The sequence below is a fragment of the Opitutaceae bacterium TAV5 genome, assembly GCA_000242935.3.
GTDB lineage: Bacteria > Verrucomicrobiota > Verrucomicrobiia > Opitutales > Opitutaceae > Geminisphaera.
Window position 1 is genome coordinate 1722929 of sequence record CP007053.1, and the last position, 16075, is coordinate 1739003.

The following is a 16075-nucleotide window of genomic DNA, read 5'->3' on the forward strand; positions in this document are numbered from 1 at the left end:
AGCGAGGGCGTTATGTCCAGTGTCGCGTTTGTTCACGAAGCAGGCGCTCCCTGATTTTCGCGGGATTCTGGCGGCAGTCCAGAATCGCATGGACGAGAACGGTATTGTCCTCGATCGTGTAATAAATGGCGTAGGGGAAACGTCGTGAAAGCATCCAGTGGAACCCGCCAAACTTCTTCGGATGAATTCCCGCGTGGTGTTCGAGTGTATCAACGTCCGCGTAGAGCGAATCCAGAAAATACTGCCCCACTCCGCATTCCTGTTTTTCGTAAAAGGCAAACCCGTCCAGAAGATCGAATCGGGCGTTGTCGAAGATGCGGATTTTCACGCAACACGGGCCTTGATTTGTCGTTTGGCCGTCTCCCAATCCGTGAAGCCAACCTCGCCCGACTGGGCCAGTCGCCTGCGTTCTTCAAGGATTTGACCGTGCCAGTCCGGCGGAGAATATTCCCGCTCTGTTTTGGAAATATCCGCCCAAATCTCCTCCATGGCATTGATCTTCTCGGGAAGGGTCATTTCCGCCAATGGCAGTGTGAGTTTCATGGGTTCAACAATGGTGGAGGCAGGGAGCGCGTCAAGGTAGGCGTGGCTTTCCGTCCTTCAGCCTTTATTTTTGAGCGTCTTGCCCGGATGCCACACGCCTTCCACGAGTGTGCGGATGGGGGTTTCGGGGATGCCGCGTTCGTTGCGGTGCACCATGTCGACGAGGAGGTCGACAGCCTTGCGGCCGATAAGATGATCGTTCTGGTGGATGCCCGAAGTGGTGTCATCGGCTTCGCCGACGTTGAGGCTGGCGAAACCGACATCTTCGGGCACGCGCAGTCCGGTAGCCCGGAGATGCCTGAGGTTGCCGGTATAGGAAATGACAACGTCGGGCCGGTAGCTGCGGACCCATTCCCGGATACCGAGCTCCTCCTCGCTGTTGACCACGAGCGGGAGGCAGGCGAGCGAGGGATGCAGCCAGCGGGAGAGGAGCATGCCGCTGACCCAGTTGTGGCCGACTTTCTCATCCCAGTTGCGGTCGACGTACATGCCGGGGCGGCGGTAGCCGAGCTGCCAGAGTTCTTCGAGGAGGAGGTTGATGGAGTGCGCGTGGTGGTTGGCCACGACGTGCATGCGGGGAGGATGCAGGCTGTAACCGAGCGAGAGGGCGGAAAACCCGGTGTAGTCGAAATCGAGCCACATGCGGGAGCGCGGCTGGGGGGCGAGAAGGAGGGCCTGGATGCCGCGTGCGCGCAGGATGCGGCGGGTCTTTTCCGGAGTCATGTCGCGTTCGTGCAGCCAGAATTCCTCGATGAGGTAACCGAGTTCGGCAGCGCGTTCGTGGGCGCCGCTGCGGTATTTGCGGAATTCGGGGATATCCAGCATCCTGTCGCGTTCGGGCCAGTTGTTGAGCCACGCGATGGTGGCCTGGTAGTGCGGACGGCGGCTGGTGTGACGGTAGGCATGCAGGGCGGCGAGCATGGGGTCGGGACGGTAACCCATGTCGGCGGCGAGAGCCTGCAGCCGCTGGCGGGTGCGAAGGTTGAGCCGCGGGCTGTCGCGCAGGGCGAGGGCGACCGTCGTGAAATGCACGCCGGCCCGGGCGGCAATGTCCCGGATGGTGACGCGGGTCGTGGACATGGGGCTGGTGGCAACGACTCCAGCCGGACGCCTGCGCGGTGGCAATGCCGGAAGCGGTTCCGGCACGATGTCGCCCCGGTCTGTTGCCGGGGCGGATTCAGGATGGCGGAAACTCATGCGGAACGGCGGCGGCAGACGCGGCGGCGGAGAAGCGCGCCGGCGAGCAGCATGGCCGCTCCGGCGAACGCGGCGGTGGCGCCGGGTTCGGGGACGGCGGCAAACGAGAGTGCGCCGGTGGCGGTATCGTAGCTCCAGTTGCCGGCCGTGTAGTGGTTGGAACTGTCGAGCGTGATGCCGCTGCCGACCACCGAGCCGGTGAGGGACAGGGAGAAGCCGCTTCCGTAAACGAGGTCGCCGAAGGTGCCGGCGACGAGAGTCCAGGCGGTGTCGCCGGTGAACGGAACGTCGCCGACGGCGACGTTGAAGACGCCGTCAAACCGCACGTCGCCGGTGGTGTTACCGGTGACCTGGTTGCCCTTGGCGAGGTCGAAGAGGAGGGAGCCGGTGCCGGCGAGCGTGAAGTTGCCGCTGGTGAGCGTGGTGCCGCCGGTGTAGGTGTTGGCATTGGCCAGCGTGAGCGTGCCGGTGCCGGCATGGGTGACGGCGGTGAAATTGGCGCCGTTGTTTCTGATGGTGCCGTTCGTTCCGTTGATGTTGATATCGCCTGCTCCGGTGAAGTTCAGGGTGCCTGTGCTGCTCGTGGTGATCTGGGTCTGGATATTCAGCGATGCGCCACTACCCACGATGATGTTGTTGGTAGCTTGTGAAAAACGTATGAATCCGAATGCCTGGTTTGTGCCGATCAAGGTGAGGCTTTTGGTGGCGTTTGCCATGTCGATGCCATCGGCACCGATGGTATGCGTTGAGTTGTTGCTGATCGTAATGCGGATGTCGTTGGCAGGGTTTTCCAGACGGAGGCCGCGTGCGGTTCTATTACCGGAGGTCCAGGTGAACGTCGAGTTCGTCTGAAGCGTATCGTCGAAAACGAGCACGTCACTGCTGGTACCAGTAATGACAGCAGTGCCATCCGTCCAGGCTCCGGCGGCACCGAGATCGGTGGTGTTGTCGGCCTTGACAAGTTCTGCGGCGGACGAAGTTACCGCAGGGACGAACAGGAGCGCCGCACCGAGCAGGATCGGCGAGAACGCACGGATGGCGGGGTGGCTGGAGGTTTTGGTTTTCATGATTGTTGGATGCTTGAGGTCTGGATTTTGTTTTTTGCGTTTCGACTCTGGTTGTGTATCGGGAAAACGGTTGCAGATATCGGGGGAATCACTTGCCGCCGACCTGCCGGGCGGGTTTGCCGCCGAGGCTTTGGGCGTATTCGAGCGGGGTCATGAAGACGGCGTTTTGTTCGACGAGGAAATCGATGATCTTTTCGAACTCCCTGAAGCGTTCGCCGGCCCAGTGGGTGGGATGGCCTTGCAGGACAAAATACTCGCGGTCGGGGTTCTTGGCGTAGCCGACGACGAGCCGGTTGAAAGCGGGCTGGCCGACGGCAGCTTCAAGGTTCACGGCCCAGACGCGGTCAAGGATGGTGACCTTGCCGGCGGCGGCGAGGTCACGTCCGGAAGCGTCGACGGGCGAGGGATAGAGCCAGACTTTCATGTCGGGATCCTTGGCCATGACCTGCGCGGTAACCCCGTCCTGGGAACCGGTACCGACGCCGCCGCCGGGACCGAAAGCGGCGAAGGGGAAGCCGAGTTTTTCCTTCGCCAGCGTTTGCGAGCGTTCGAAGCGGGACCACTGTTCGTCAAAGGGCCGTCCCTTGAATTCGTTCCATTTCTTTCCGGCGTCGTCGGTCCATACCTGGTGGTCCCAGCCATGGAACCAGAACTCGATGAGGCCGGAGTCGCGGCGCTCCCTGATCCAGCCGGTGTATTCGGGCGTGGCCTCGGCGAGGGTTTCGCAGATGATGCCGATGGAGGATTTGATGGAGCGGTTTTTCAGGTAATCGGCGACGCGAGTCCAGGAGTGATGGACCTTGCCGTTGGTCTGACGGAGATCGTCGAGCTTGAGGATGATGACGGGCGGGGCCTTGCGCGGGGGGATTTCGGCGGGCGGCGCCTCGGCGGCCCGGCGGGCATTGTAGCGGGCGATGGCCGAAGACGAGGCGGCTTTCATGGCCTCGACGGTTTCGAGCGGAGCGGTGCCGGGAGGAATCCCTTCGAGCACAAAGTCGTCAAAGTCGACCACACCGGTGGCCGAGCTCCACGAGTGGATCCAGACGGAGACGGCCGTGGCGCCGGGCGGCACGGTGGTGGTGAGGGTGTAGGGGTGCCAGCCGTCGTCCTGCTTTTTGACAAGAACGCTGGCGAGGCCGTCGCCTTTTTTCCCGGGGATGCGAACGGGTTTGCCGGCTTCGTTGGTGGGCCAGAAGCAGACGACGAGAAAGTTGCCGTCGGCCCTGGCCTGGAAGGTGAGAGTGAGTTCCTGGCCGGGGGTGACAGGGTAGCGGCTGCTGTGGAAATCGGAGCCGTTGACGGTATCGTTGTCGGCGATACGGAGGCCGAGTTTGCCGGTGCGGGCGGCTTCGGGAAGGGCCGACGCCATGGTGTCCCGGGGCAACCAGCCGTCGAGGCCGTCTTCGAAACCGGGGTTGGCGGGGATCGGGCCGGCCGCGAAAGCAGGCAAGGCTGCCGCGACGGCGGCGAGCGCGAACAGGGTTTTATGGGAAAACGCGCGGAGTGCGGGGTGCATGGCAACAACCTGCGATGAAGGGAGGCGAGCGGCGAGTCCGTCGAAATACTACATGTAGAAAAACGGACTGCTTGTAGGTGATGCGGCGATACGCGAGAGTGGCAGCATGAAACCCGCACCCCGTCTTTCTGTCCCGATTCCCGTCCGCCGTGCGCGCGGCTTCACGCTGGTCGAGTTGCTGACCGTGATCGTCATCATCGGCGTGCTGGCCGCGATCATCATCCCGGTCGCGGGCAAGGTCCGGCGTTCGGCCCGCGCGGTCGAGTGTGTATCGAATCTCCGCTACACGCTTGCCGCGTTCAATCTCTACGCGGCGGACAACAACGGCTACTTCCCGGCGGTGGCGAAACCGTCCGGCAGCTCCACCTTCAATTTCGGTTCGCAGCTCATGAACAGGGAAGGCGCGTGGCAGGTTGAAATCAGCCCTTACTGGAGCCGGAAACTTTCGGGCAACATCCAGGCCGAAAGAAATGATCAGGAGCGGTACGCCTTCTGCCCGGATTTTGTGGTGACGGACGAAAATGTCGTCACGCGCGGCCACGGCATGAACGACATTCTCACCGCGCAGGGGCAGGTGAATGCGGTGGACAACAAGATGTCGAATCCCGCCTACCATTGCCGGACAAAGGCTCTGGGCATCACCGATCCGTCGAGGACGATTCTCGTGGGCGACAGCGACAAGCTCCTGTTCAGCCCGGCCGAGGTCAACGCCCGTCACAACAACCGGCTCAATTGCGGGTTTGTCGACGGGCACGTCACGGCCTTGACGTGGGTCGAGGCGAAGGCTGTCCGGGATGCCGTGAAAAACCGGTAGGCCCGGCCAAAACCGGATCGTCAATCCGCGCGCCGGGGTTTCGGAGCATTCGGGGAGAGGCGGGCAGAGGGTGATCCGCCCCGTGAGGGATTCCGGTTTGCGTGAGTTGCCGTTTGTCGGCCCGCGGGCGACGCTCCCGGCTTGCGCAGCGTTTTGCCCGGACACCAGACGCCTTCGACGAGGGTGCGCACGGGGATTTCGGGGATGCCGCGTTCGTTGCGGTGCACCATGTCCACGAGCAGGTCGATGGCCTTGCGTCCGATGAACCGGTCGTTCTGCCGGATGCCGGAGATATGGGTATCGGTTTCCCCGACGTTGAGGCTGGCAAAGCCGATGTCTTCGGGGATGCGCAGCCCGGTGCCCTGAAGGTAAACGAAGTTGTTGCTGAAGGTGATGACGACGTCGGGACGGTGCTTTTTTATCCAGGCGGCCATCGCGGAGGTGTTTCTCCCGGCGTTGTCGATGACGAGCGGGAGGCGCGCCAGCGTGGGGTGCAGCCAGCGCGAAAGCATCATGCCGCTGATCCAGTTGTAACCGACTTTTTCGTCCCAGTTGCGACTTATGTACATGCCGGGGCGGCGGTAGCCGAGTGACCAGAGTTTTTCGAGGAGGAGGTTGACGGAATGCGCCTGGTGATTGGTCACAACGTGAAGGAGCGGGGGCTGAAGGGTGTATCCGAAGGCGATGGCGGAAAAGTCGGTGTAGTCGAATTCCAGCCACGTGCGGGGTCGCGGCTGGGGGGCGACCAGAAGGGCCTGGATGCCGCGGGCGCGGAGAATGGCGCGGAGTTTGGCGGGGGAAGTCGCCGGATCGTGCGTCCAGAATTCCTCGACGAGGTAACCGAGTTCGGCGGCACGTTCCTCGGCGCCGCGCCGGTATTCATGGAATTCGGGGATTTTGAGCAGGTCGTCGCGTTGGGGCCAGTTGTTGATCCAGGCGATGGTGGCCTGGTAATGGGGGTTGCGCCGGGTGCGTTTGTGGGCCTGGAGGGCGGAGAGCATGGGGTCGGGGCGGTAACCCATGTCGCGGGCGAGTTTCTTGATGCGGGCGCGGGTGTCGATATTGAGCTGGGGGCTGTCGCGCAGGGCAAGGGACACGGTAGTGAAGTGGAGTCCGGCGCGGGCGGCGATGTCGCGGATGGTGATGCGCGTGGAGGCCATGATGGGTCGGAAGGTCGGAGACGAGTCCGCCCGAACGCGGATGCTTCGGCAATGCCCGAGTCGGCTCCGGCATGATGGTTTTCCCGGCATGCTGACGATCCGGGTCTGCCCGGGAAGACGGGGACTACCGGGAATAGCGGCCAGGCCGATGGCGCAGAAGCGCGACGGCAAGCAGCATGCCCGCGGCGGCCAGCGCGGCGGTGATTCCCGGTTCAGGGACGGCCGCATACGAGAGCGCGCCGGAGGAGATGTCGTAACTCCAGTTGCCGGCAGTATAGTTGTTGGTGCTGTCCAGCGTGATGCCACTGCCAACAATGCTACCGCCGAGGAAAAGGGAGAAGGTGCTCCCGTAATCGAGGTTACTGAAGGTGCCGGCAACGAGCGTCCAGGCGGTGTCTTCGGTCAACGCGATATCGCTGACGGAGACGTTGAAGGTGCCATCGAAGCGCACTTCTCCGGTGGAGTCGCCGGTGATCCGGTTGCCTTTCGCAAGGTCGAAGAAGAGAGAGCCCGTACCGGCGAGCGTGAAGTTGCCACCGGAGAGCGTGGTGCCACCGGTGTAGGTATTGGCTCCGGTCAGGGTGAGGGAGCCGGTGTCGTCGTGGATGAGCCGGGTTGTCCGGATAGAATCGCTGTCCCGGACAGTAGCCAGGATGACGGCTCCGGCACCGGTTACCCGGAGACTTCCACCATTTGTATGATACACCTCGACCGGTGCGTTGACGGTGAGGGTGCGACCGGCTGCAACGGTGAGGGTCGATTGGGCTCCGTAGAAGCGGAGCCGGCCCGATGAAGCGACATTGATCGTCAGATTGCGGACAGCCGAGGAAAGGTCGATGAAACCGCCATCGGTGGCAGAGCCGTTGACTCCGAGTGAAAGGGTGGAGTTGCCGACCGAGAGGGTGATGTCATTGGCCGGGTCCAGAAGGCGCAGCCCTCGCGCGGTGGTACCGCCCGAATTGAATGAGGAGACAGAGCTGAGGGTGTCGTTGAAGATGATGGTATCGGCGTTGGTCGGTGTGGCGCCGGCAACGGTGTAACTGCCGGCCGTACCGAGTGCAGTCGTGTTGTTGGCCTTGATGAGGTCGGCGGCAGGCAAGTTCGCCGCAGACGCAAACACGACGGCAGCAAATGCGATGGCATGGAGGAGGATGGACGGTTGGTGTTTCATGATGTGGATGTTATTTCCGGATGGTGTGTGTATCCATAACGGGATTACTTTCCTCCGCTGACTTGCCGGGCGGGTTTGCCGCCGAGGCTTTGGGCGTATTCGAGCGGGGTCATGAAGACGGCCTTTTGTTCGACGAGGAAATCGATGATCTTTTCGAACTCCTTGAACCGGTCGCCGCCCCAGTGGGTGGGATGGCCCTGCAATACGAAATACTCGCGGTCGGGATTTTTGGCGTAGCCGGCGAGGAAGCGGTTGTAGTGGGGCTGACCGACAGCGCCTTCGAGGTTCACGGCCCAGACACGGTCGAGGACGGTGATCTTGCCGGCGGCGGCGATTTCGCGGCCCATGGCATCGATGGGCGAGGGATAGAGCCAGACTTTCATGTCGGGGTCTTCCGTCATGGCGCGGGCGGTGGCGGCATCCTGATGTCCGCCGCTGCCTCCGCCGCCGGGACCGAATGTGGTGAAGGCAAAACCGAGCTTTTCCCTGGCGAGCTCCTGGCTGCGGGCGAAGCGACGGAGTTGTTCGTCAAAGGGGCGGCCGGAAAACTCGCTGCGTTTCTTGCCGGCGTCGTCGGTCCACACCTTGTGGTCCCAGCCGTGAAACCAGAATTCGATGAGGCCGGAGTCGCGGCGTGCCTTGATCCAGCCGGCGTATTCGGGCGTGGCCTCGGCGAGGGTTTCGGCGATGATGCCGATGGAGGATTTGATGTCGCGGGCCTTGAGGTAGTCGGCCACGCGTGTCCAGGAGGCGTGCACCTTGCCGCCGGTCTGGCGGAGATCGTCGAGCTTGAGGAGGATGACGGGCGGGGTCTTGCGCGGGGGGATTTCGGCGGGCGGGGCATCGGCGGCGGCGCGGGCGGCGGCCCTGGCAATGGCCGCCCCGGAGGCGGCCTTCATGGCTTCGGGCGTGTCGAGCGGAGCGGTGCCGGGAGGGATGCCTTCGATGTTGAAATCGTCGAAGTCGGCGACGCCGGTGCTGCCGCTCCAGGAATGGACCCAGATGGAAACGGCGGCGGCGCCCTCCGGCAGGGTGGCGGTGAGCGTGTAGGGCTTCCAGCCCCCGTCGCCTTTTTTCACAAAAACCTTGGGGAGGCCGTCACCCCGGATCGCGGGATCGCGCACGGGCCGTCCGGCGTCGTTGGTCGGCCAGAAATAGACGGCCAGAAAATCGGCGTCGGCGCGGGCCTGGAAAGTGAGCGTGAGCTGCTGGCCCGGTTGCACGGGATAACGGCTGCTGAACAGCGAAGAGCCGTTGATGGTGTCGTTGTCAGTGACACGCAGACCGAGTTTTCCGGAAAAGGCGGCTTCGGGAACCACCTGCGACATGGTTTCGTTGGGGCGCCAGGCGTGAAGTCCCTCCTCGAAACCGGGATTGGCGGGGATGGGGGCCTCTTCGGCCGCTGCCGCGAAGGACGCGGCAACGGCCAGGGCGAATGCGGGGAGAAGCAGCAGAGAGGGGAGGGTTTTCATTGTCCGGATTATTTGCCGGCCTTGACGATCCTGAGTGCGTCGTCGAGGGAGAGGAGGCGGACGTGGCCGTCAACGAACAGGTAATTGGCTTTGCCGCTGTGGCGCACGGGGTCGCCGGAGGTGTAGCGGCCGGTTTCGGCATTCGGGGTCATGTTGGCCCAGATGCCGTGGTGGTATTCGTCGGAGTCGGCGAGGAGGATGGTGTGGGAGGGGTTTTTGATTTCGCCGGTTTTGACGCGCCAGGAGCCGTTCTTGATGGCGCCGGAGCCGGAATCGTCGCGGTTGGAGAGGTCTCCGTTCATGCCGGTGAATTCGCCGATGGCGCAGATGACGAAGGTGGGGTTGGGGTTGCTGGTGCCGGTCCTGCCGCCAGTAGCATCTACCACGTCGATGGCGGTGTAGGGCTTGATTTCCTTTGTCCAGCGTCCGCCGAGGGGGTTGACGCGGGGATCGCCGGCGGCGTCCGTGTTGTAGCCCGCCGCCGGGTAAAAGTCGCGGTTTTCGGCGGCGTAGAGGGGAAAGGCGGTGCTGATGTTGCGGAGGTTGGCGGCGCAACGCGCCTGCCGCGCCGTGGCGCGGACGCGGTTGGCGGCGGGGAGAAGAAGGGCGGCGAGAATGCCGATGATGACGATCACCGCCAGCAGTTCGACGAGCGTAAACCCTCCCCGGCTGTGCGGGCGCGGTTTGCGCCACCGGGAACCGGGGGCAAAGGTGGAAGATATCTGTCCGGGCATGGGGTGCATGGGCGCGAAAAAGCGCGATCGGTGGTGAAAGGGCAACGATGCTGAATCTCTACTTGTAGAGATGCCGGTGTGAAGACCGGAAGGAGAACCGGCCAATGACAGGGAAAAGAAGAAGCTCGCCCCGGCGGGCGCCGGCCGGAGAGAGTGAATCTTTTACTGTTTCCGTCCATTTCCCTTCCCGTCACCTTTTCCGCTTTTTCCGAAAACCATGTCGCTCAGCTACGAATCCTCCGGCGTCAACTATGACCAGCTCGACGCGTTCAAGCGCGCCTGCCAGAAGGCCGCCCGCGCCACCGCGCCCCTTCTCGCCGCGCACGGCTACGCCGAGCCCGAAAAAACCCGAGGCGAGAGCGCCTACCTGATCGAGGCCGCCGACCATTACCTCGCCCACGTCGAGGAAGGGCTCGGCACCAAAAACCTCGTAGCCGACGCCGTGTACGCGCAGACGGGCCAGTGCTTTTACCGCGAGGTGGCCATCGACACGGTGGCCACCATCGTCAACGACCTCGTCACTTGCGGCGCGCTGCCGATCTCCATCGCCATGCACGCGGCCGTGGGCGCGTCGGAGTGGTTTGCCGACGCGACGCGCATGGAGGCGCTTGTCGAAGGCTGGGCCGAGGGGTGCCGCCAGGCCGGCGGCGTCTGGGGCGGCGGGGAAACACCCACGCTGCGCGGTATCGTCAACCCGGATACGATCGTCCTCGCCGGCTCCGCCATCGGCAGGATTTTCCCGAAGACGCTCCGCATCACCGGCGGCGTGCGCGATGGCGACGCGATCATCTTTCTCGCCTCCTCCGGCGTGCAGACCAACGGCCTGACGCTTTGCCGGAAAATCGCCGAAAAACTCCCGCAGGGCTACCGGACGCCGATCGGCCACGGCGACCCGCGCACCTATGGCGAGGCGTTGCTCGCGCCCTCGGTCATTTACGTGGCCTTCGTGCGCGAGTGCCAGCAGCGCGGCATCCCGCTCAATTATGTGGCCCACGTCACCGGCCACGGCTGGCGCAAGCTGATGCGCCTCGACGAACCCTTCGTTTACGAAATCACCCGGCCGGGCGAAGAGCCGCCGCTGTTCCGCTTCCTGCGCGAGGCGGGTCCGATCGATTTGCGCGAGGCGTATGCGACTTTCAACCAGGGCGTGGGTTTTGCCGCCTGGGTCGCCCCGGAAAACGTCGACGCCACCCTCGCCGCCGCGAAGGCGGGCGGTTACACGGCCTGGCAGGCAGGCCACGTGCGCAAGGACGGCGACCGCAAGGCCGTGGTCATCCCCTCGCTCGGGCTGGAATACGACGGGGGCACGCTGCAACTGCGCTGAACAGAAGGGAGCGGCGGCATTCCTGCCGCTGTGGACGACGCTCCGCGTCGCCCCGGTTACCTGTATCAGGCAGCGGCAGGAATGCCGCCGCTCCCTTCAGCCTTTTCCCTCGTGCCCTGGATCGTCGCCAGTCTGCTCTCCGCCTTTTTCCTCGGGTGTTACGATCTGAGCATCAAACATTCCGTGCGCGACAACGCCGTGCTCGCGGTGCTGTTTCTGGCCAACGTGTGCAGCGCCGGCGTGTGGGCGGCGCTCATGGCGGCCGACGCCGCGCTGCCGCAAACGCTGCCGGGTATCCTGCACGTGGATACGCTTTCGCCGGTTCAGCATCTGCAACTCCTGCTGAAATCGTTCATCGTCGCCTGCTCGTGGGTGTGCAGCTATTTCGCCGTAAAGCACCTGCCGGTGTCGCTGGCCGCGCCGATCCGCGCCACCGGGCCGATGTGGACCCTGTTCGGCGCGCTGCTCGTGCTCGGCGAGCGGCCGTCATGGCTGGAGGGGCTGGGCGTGGTCATCACGCTGGCCTCGTTTCTCGGGCTTTCGCTGGCGGGGGCAAAGGAGGGCGTGGATTTCCGCCGCAACAAATGGATCTGGTTTCTCGTCGGCGGCACGCTGCTCGGCGCGGTGAGCGGGCTCTATGACAAATTTTTGCTCGGCCGCGCCGGCTTCACGACAGCGACGGTGCAGTGCTGGTTTTCGATTTATCTCGCGATCCTGTTCCTGCCGCTGGCCGCGGGCTGGAAATTCCGGCTCTGGCCGCGCAACGCGTTTCACTGGCGCTGGAGCATCGTGGCCGTCTCGCTGTTTCTGCTGGTGGCGGATTTTCTCTATTTCGGCGCGTTGCGCGAAGAGGAAGCGCTGGTCTCCGTCGTTTCGAGCCTGCGCCGGGGCAGCGTCCTCGTGGCGTTCGCGGGCGGCCTGTTCCTCTTCGGCGAAAAAAACGGCTGGCAGAAATTTCCCGCTGTCCTCGGCGTGCTCATTGGAATCATTCTAACGGTCGCCGGCTGAATTTACGGGTTATCATCCTCGTAATGAGCGGGTTTCAGACTGGACATATTAAAAATATTTGACGAAAGGGCGCAAAAACTGTGCATTTCTTGCCGTCAAATGGAACAAATAACGCGTAGACGAAACCAACCGTTCATGACAATCGCCGTTCATCCTCCCTCGTTCCGCAAATGTTGACCGACATGGAACGCTTCCCGCTACAGCCTGTCATCCACTTCCCGATTCATGCCGGAAGACGACGGCCGGCTTCTTCACCACTACCACGATTCTCCCTCCACCTGATACTATGTCACTCTCCACACTCTCAGCCCGTACGTCTTCCCCCTCCGATACCGACGAATCCGTAGCCGGCGGCACCGCTGCCGGTCGTCCCGAGATCGCACCGCCCTCCTTTCTCGAAAAGGCGGCCGACGCGCCCTCCGAAGCCGCTCCTCTGGAGCGCAGCAACCTTCAGCTTTATTTGCAGGAGATCGGCAAGACGCCGCTCCTGACGCCCGACGAGGAAGTCACGCTCGCCCGTCGCATCCGCCGCGGAGACAAGGCCGCCCGCGATCACATGATCTCGGCCAACCTGCGTCTCGTGGTGAAGATCGCGATGGATTACAAGGACTTCGGCCTCCCGCTCCTCGACCTGATCAGCGAGGGCAACATCGGCCTGGTGAAGGCCGTGGAGCGTTTCGATCCCCGCAAGGGCGGCAAGCTCTCCACCTACGCCGCATGGTGGATCAAGCAGTCGATCAAGCGCGCCCTCGCCAACCAGTCCAAGACCATCCGCCTGCCTGTCCATCTGGTCGACAAGATCGCCCGGATGCGCCGCACGGCGATGGCCCTGACGGAACAGCTCGGCCGCGAGCCGACGGACGAAGAGATCGCGATGGAGCTCCAGATCCCGACCAGCAAGGTCGCGCATCTGAAATCCGTCAGCGTGCGTCCGGCCTCGCTCGACGCGCCCGTCGGCGAAGATGGCGACTCCTCGACGTTCGGCGAACTGGTGGGCGACGAAAACGCCGTCAGCCCGTTCGACAGCCTCAAGGAGCGCAGCCGCAACGCCGACCTGAAGGCCATGGTCGATTCGCTCGATCCGCGCGAGGCGGAGATCATCCGTTACCGGTTCGGCCTCGATGGCCGCGACGAGCTCACGCTCGAGGAGGTCGGCCAGAAATTCAAGGTCACGCGCGAGCGCGTCCGCCAGTTGCAGAACCTCGCGCTCTCCAAGATGCGCAAGGCGATCAGCCGCCACGAGGCCCAGCGCAGCGTGGAGGAACTGGAAGAGGAGGAACGCCTCCGCAAGCGCCACGAGGTCATCCGGGAATTCATCGAGTCGCGTTCCGTGAATCCGTTCGAGGAGAGCGGCAGCACGCGGGCCGCGACGCGAGGCACTCGCCCGGTCGCCACCGTCGCCACCGGTTCTTCCCGCCGCCCCGCCCGACGCTGAGCCTTCCGGTTTTCGCAGCCGGCGAGGTTTGCGAAGGCCACTCTACCACTTCACAAAAACGACAAAAAGACCGCCGGTGACGGCGGTCTTTTTTTCGGGCGCTGTTCACTCCGGTCACAGCACAGGCCAGCCGCAAGTGGCATGGGCTTCCAGCCCATGAGCGTTGCCTCTCCGCGTGGCCACGGGCTTTTTTTCTGCCAAGCGCCCGTGGGATCGGGAGCCCATGGCCAGGATGGCCATGCCACGCAAAACCCACGGGCGGGAAGCCCGTGCCACGGCTGGACCGTTCACGTCGCTCTCAGCCCGCGACGTCGTCCCACTCGGCGAGGCTTTTGACGCTCCACGCCTTGTCGGTGCGTTTGGCGAGGCCGGCAAGGACGCCGGCCATGCCGAGTTCGATGAACTCCGTGGCGCCGGCGGCGACGGCCGAGCGCATGCAGTCTTCCCAGAGCACGGATGAGACCACCTGCTTCACCAGCGCCTCGCGGATGGCCGCGGGGTCGGAGACCGCCTGGCCGGTGGTGTTGGTGAGGACGACGAGTTGCGGGGCGTTGAAGGTGACGCCTTGCAGAAATTCGGCGAACTGCGCCCGGGCCGGCTCCATCAGGCGGCTGTGGTAGGCGCCGGCGACGTTGAGCGGGATCACCCGCTTGAGGCCGCGTTCCTTCGCGGCGGCGACGGCGGCGTCCACTTTGGTTTTCTCGCCGGAAACGATGATCTGGCCGGGGGCGTTGAAATTGGCGGCCTCGATGTCGAAGTCGCGGCACAGGTCGGCGACGGTGGAGCGTTCCTCGCCGACGACGGCAGCCATGCCGCCGACGGTCGCCTCGCAGGCCATCTGCATGAGCCGGCCGCGCTCGGCCACGACACGCAGGCCGGTGGCGAAATCGAACACGCCGGCCGCCGTCAGGGCCGTGATTTCGCCGAGGCTGAGGCCAAGGGCGATCTTCACGTCACCGAGCTTGCCCTGTTCCTTGAGGATGGCATGGAGCGCCATGCCGTGGACGAAGAGCGCCGGCTGGCAGGCCTTGGTCTGGGTGAGCTCGGCGTCGGGGCCTTCGAAAGAAAGTCCGGCGATGTCCCAGCCGAGGACGGCGTTGGCCTCGGCGTAGATCGAACGCGCGACGGCGGAGTTGTCATAGAGGGATTTGCCCATGCCCACTTTCTGGGCGCCCTGACCGGCAAAGAGGAGTGCTGTAGCCATATGGATTGAAGGGAATGACGGAATGGAAGGAAACGGTGAAGCGAAACGGGCCGGTTTGCTGAAACAAGCCCGAAAATCGGCAACACCGGACGGCCAGCGCGCCTGTCCAAGGCTCAAGAACCACTATTCATTTTAAACCACTAATGGACACTGATGGACACTAATCCGAACCGGTTTTGCTAATGGCCGGAACAGAAGGGAGACCGCTAAAGGACGCTGACGGACGCTAAACCAGGCATTCCCGATTGTATGGTTTTAGCGTCCTTTAGCGGTTTATTCATGGTTCGGGATTAGTGTCCATCAGTGTCCATTAGTGGTTAGCTTTCAGGTTCTTTCAGACGTTACCCTGATTTCCCGTTCGCCTCACGGAATCCGTTTTCCGTCACCCGCCGGGGAGGGCGCGTAATCCACGATTTCCCACGTGCTGATCGGGAGAGACTTGACCGACTTCGGGTAACTGTTCTCGCCGTCGGGCTTGAGACTGACCTGGAGATAGACCAGCGGCTCGTAATCGTAATAACCCTCGGGCATGCCGCGCGTGGCGGCGACGTCGTTTTTGCGTTCCTTGCAGGTGATCCGGAAGGCATAGTCGCCTTCGGCGGTAGGCGAGGCGTCTTTCCAGACGATGACCGTCTCGCCGGAGTCGGACTCGGGTATGTCGATCATGTCGTTGCGGTAGGCCGAGCAGATGTAGGGAGCCGCCTTGTTGACATGAAGCGTGCCGGTGATGTGCACCTGGCCGCCTCGGGTCTCGACGGACTGCACGGTGAGGTAGAAGGCGTTGCGGTAAACGTACTCGACGGAGTTGAGCACCTGGAAGACGGAGAGTCCGACGAAGAGCACCGCCACCACGTAGGTGGGCAGGAGGAAGGCAGCAAGGGATTCGCCCGTTTCGCGGCGCGACTTCAGCCGGAGATAGCCGATGCCGAGCAGGTAAAAAAGGACGAGGACAATCCCCATCGTCTGGTGCATGTCGCGTGCGAGCGGGTGGTTTTTGTAGAGCGCATCCAGAATCGCGAACCCGATCAGCACGAGGGTCATCGGGCCGACATAGAGGATGATGTTGGTAAAGGCCGCATGCCAGGGGAGCCGCCGTTTGGCGTTCTGGTAAATGCCGACCAGGAGAACGACACCGGCGCTTCCGAAGAAGGCGCTTTGCCAGTAGTTCTCGAAAATCTCCAGGACGGAATAGCCGGTGGTCGCGTTGCCGGCGGTGTTGCCGGCCAGTCCCAGCAGCAGGATGAGCGCGATCCAGGCGACCCAGCCCGCAAAAAAGGCGGTGGCGGTCGCCTTGGGATCAATCGCTTCGATGAGGATGGACAGGAACCGGCGTTGTGGAGCGGGGGAGGAGTTCATGCGCTTTTTCAATAATGCAATAGATGGTCGATGGAAGCGCAATCTTGGGCCCGTACGTCTGTGCGAACAGGCAC

15 protein-coding genes are annotated in these 16075 nt (G+C 63.3%); 4 read left to right on the top strand and 11 right to left on the bottom strand.

What is annotated here, in order from left to right; all coding sequences use genetic code 11:
• Positions 1-10: 10 nt before the first annotated feature.
• The 5 genes from OPIT5_07785 to OPIT5_07805 form a co-directional block, all read right to left on the bottom strand.
• Positions 11-328: a hypothetical protein gene (locus OPIT5_07785; protein ID AHF90141.1), complete on the bottom strand. Its 318-nt coding sequence runs from the start codon at positions 326-328 to the stop codon at positions 11-13.
• Entirely contained in the window at positions 325-543 is a 219-nt protein-coding gene (locus OPIT5_07790) for an addiction module antitoxin RelB (GenBank protein ID AHF90142.1), read from the bottom strand. The genes OPIT5_07785 and OPIT5_07790 overlap by 4 nt, the downstream gene beginning before the upstream one ends.
• Positions 544-600: 57 nt before the next feature.
• Complete coding sequence (locus OPIT5_07795) at positions 601-1623, bottom strand: LacI family transcriptional regulator (GenBank protein ID AHF90143.1); 1023 nt, start codon at positions 1621-1623, stop codon at positions 601-603.
• 113 nt (positions 1624-1736) lie between these two features.
• Positions 1737-2807: an autotransporter gene (locus OPIT5_07800; protein AHF90144.1), complete on the bottom strand. Its 1071-nt coding sequence runs from the start codon at positions 2805-2807 to the stop codon at positions 1737-1739.
• An 88-nt stretch (positions 2808-2895) separates the two neighbouring features.
• The gene (locus tag OPIT5_07805; protein ID AHF90145.1) at positions 2896-4323 is read right to left on the bottom strand and encodes a polysaccharide deacetylase; all 1428 of its coding nucleotides are present in this window, start codon (positions 4321-4323) and stop codon (positions 2896-2898) included.
• 106 nt (positions 4324-4429) lie between these two features.
• Here OPIT5_07805 and OPIT5_07810 point away from each other — a divergent pair, with 106 nt between their 5' ends.
• On the top strand, positions 4430-5137 hold the full coding sequence (locus OPIT5_07810; protein AHF90146.1) for a type II secretory pathway, pseudopilin PulG: 708 nt from the start codon (positions 4430-4432) through the stop codon (positions 5135-5137).
• 20 nt (positions 5138-5157) lie between these two features.
• On the opposite strand, the gene OPIT5_07815 is transcribed toward OPIT5_07810, so the two are convergent.
• The 4 genes from OPIT5_07815 to OPIT5_07830 form a co-directional block, all read right to left on the bottom strand.
• A complete protein-coding gene (locus OPIT5_07815; protein AHF90147.1) occupies positions 5158-6297 on the bottom strand; it encodes a LacI family transcriptional regulator in 1140 nt (379 codons plus the stop codon).
• 124 nt (positions 6298-6421) lie between these two features.
• Positions 6422-7468, bottom strand: a complete 1047-nt coding sequence (locus OPIT5_07820; GenBank protein AHF90148.1) for an autotransporter — start codon at positions 7466-7468, stop codon at positions 6422-6424.
• A 44-nt stretch (positions 7469-7512) separates the two neighbouring features.
• A complete protein-coding gene (locus tag OPIT5_07825) occupies positions 7513-8940 on the bottom strand; it encodes a polysaccharide deacetylase (protein AHF90149.1) in 1428 nt (475 codons plus the stop codon).
• An 8-nt stretch (positions 8941-8948) separates the two neighbouring features.
• A complete protein-coding gene (locus OPIT5_07830; GenBank protein AHF94178.1) occupies positions 8949-9674 on the bottom strand; it encodes a hypothetical protein in 726 nt (241 codons plus the stop codon).
• Between the two features lie 217 nt (positions 9675-9891).
• Between OPIT5_07830 and OPIT5_07835 the strand changes: the two genes are divergently transcribed.
• The 3 genes from OPIT5_07835 (at position 9892) to OPIT5_07845 (ending at position 13441) form a co-directional block, all read left to right on the top strand.
• Positions 9892-10998 carry a phosphoribosylformylglycinamidine cyclo-ligase gene (locus tag OPIT5_07835; GenBank protein AHF90150.1) on the top strand — a complete coding sequence of 369 codons (1107 nt, stop codon included), beginning with the start codon at positions 9892-9894 and terminating at the stop codon, positions 10996-10998.
• 111 nt (positions 10999-11109) lie between these two features.
• Positions 11110-12006 carry a membrane protein gene (locus tag OPIT5_07840; protein ID AHF90151.1) on the top strand — a complete coding sequence of 299 codons (897 nt, stop codon included), beginning with the start codon at positions 11110-11112 and terminating at the stop codon, positions 12004-12006.
• Positions 12007-12292: 286 nt separating this feature from the next.
• On the top strand, positions 12293-13441 hold the full coding sequence (locus OPIT5_07845; GenBank protein AHF90152.1) for an RpoD family RNA polymerase sigma factor: 1149 nt from the start codon (positions 12293-12295) through the stop codon (positions 13439-13441).
• 298 nt (positions 13442-13739) lie between these two features.
• Here OPIT5_07845 and OPIT5_07850 read toward each other — a convergent pair whose 3' ends face one another.
• Together OPIT5_07850 and OPIT5_07855 are read right to left on the bottom strand one after the other, a co-directional pair.
• On the bottom strand, positions 13740-14645 hold the full coding sequence (locus tag OPIT5_07850) for a malonyl CoA-ACP transacylase (protein ID AHF90153.1): 906 nt from the start codon (positions 14643-14645) through the stop codon (positions 13740-13742).
• Between the two features lie 363 nt (positions 14646-15008).
• Positions 15009-16001 (bottom strand): hypothetical protein, encoded by a 993-nt coding sequence (locus OPIT5_07855; GenBank protein ID AHF90154.1) that lies wholly within the window; start codon positions 15999-16001, stop codon positions 15009-15011.
• Between the last annotated feature and the right edge of the window lie 74 nt (positions 16002-16075).

What these genes read in the sequence shown, in the direction of transcription:
- OPIT5_07850 (AHF90153.1), bottom strand. Translation starts at nt 14,645, where the DNA reads ATGGCTACAGCACTCCTCTTTGCCGGTCAGGGCGCCCAGAAAGTGGGC.
- OPIT5_07835 (AHF90150.1), top strand. Translation starts at nt 9,892, where the DNA reads ATGTCGCTCAGCTACGAATCCTCCGGCGTCAACTATGACCAGCTCGAC.
- OPIT5_07855 (AHF90154.1), bottom strand. Translation starts at nt 16,001, where the DNA reads ATGAACTCCTCCCCCGCTCCACAACGCCGGTTCCTGTCCATCCTCATC.
- OPIT5_07845 (AHF90152.1), top strand. Translation starts at nt 12,293, where the DNA reads ATGTCACTCTCCACACTCTCAGCCCGTACGTCTTCCCCCTCCGATACC.
- OPIT5_07805 (AHF90145.1), bottom strand. Translation starts at nt 4,323, where the DNA reads ATGCACCCCGCACTCCGCGCGTTTTCCCATAAAACCCTGTTCGCGCTC.
- OPIT5_07790 (AHF90142.1), bottom strand. Translation starts at nt 543, where the DNA reads ATGAAACTCACACTGCCATTGGCGGAAATGACCCTTCCCGAGAAGATC.
- OPIT5_07795 (AHF90143.1), bottom strand. Translation starts at nt 1,623, where the DNA reads ATGTCCACGACCCGCGTCACCATCCGGGACATTGCCGCCCGGGCCGGC.
- OPIT5_07830 (AHF94178.1), bottom strand. Translation starts at nt 9,674, where the DNA reads ATGCCCGGACAGATATCTTCCACCTTTGCCCCCGGTTCCCGGTGGCGC.
- OPIT5_07825 (AHF90149.1), bottom strand. Translation starts at nt 8,940, where the DNA reads ATGAAAACCCTCCCCTCTCTGCTGCTTCTCCCCGCATTCGCCCTGGCC.
- OPIT5_07810 (AHF90146.1), top strand. Translation starts at nt 4,430, where the DNA reads ATGAAACCCGCACCCCGTCTTTCTGTCCCGATTCCCGTCCGCCGTGCG.
- OPIT5_07820 (AHF90148.1), bottom strand. Translation starts at nt 7,468, where the DNA reads ATGAAACACCAACCGTCCATCCTCCTCCATGCCATCGCATTTGCTGCC.
- OPIT5_07800 (AHF90144.1), bottom strand. Translation starts at nt 2,807, where the DNA reads ATGAAAACCAAAACCTCCAGCCACCCCGCCATCCGTGCGTTCTCGCCG.
- OPIT5_07815 (AHF90147.1), bottom strand. Translation starts at nt 6,297, where the DNA reads ATGGCCTCCACGCGCATCACCATCCGCGACATCGCCGCCCGCGCCGGA.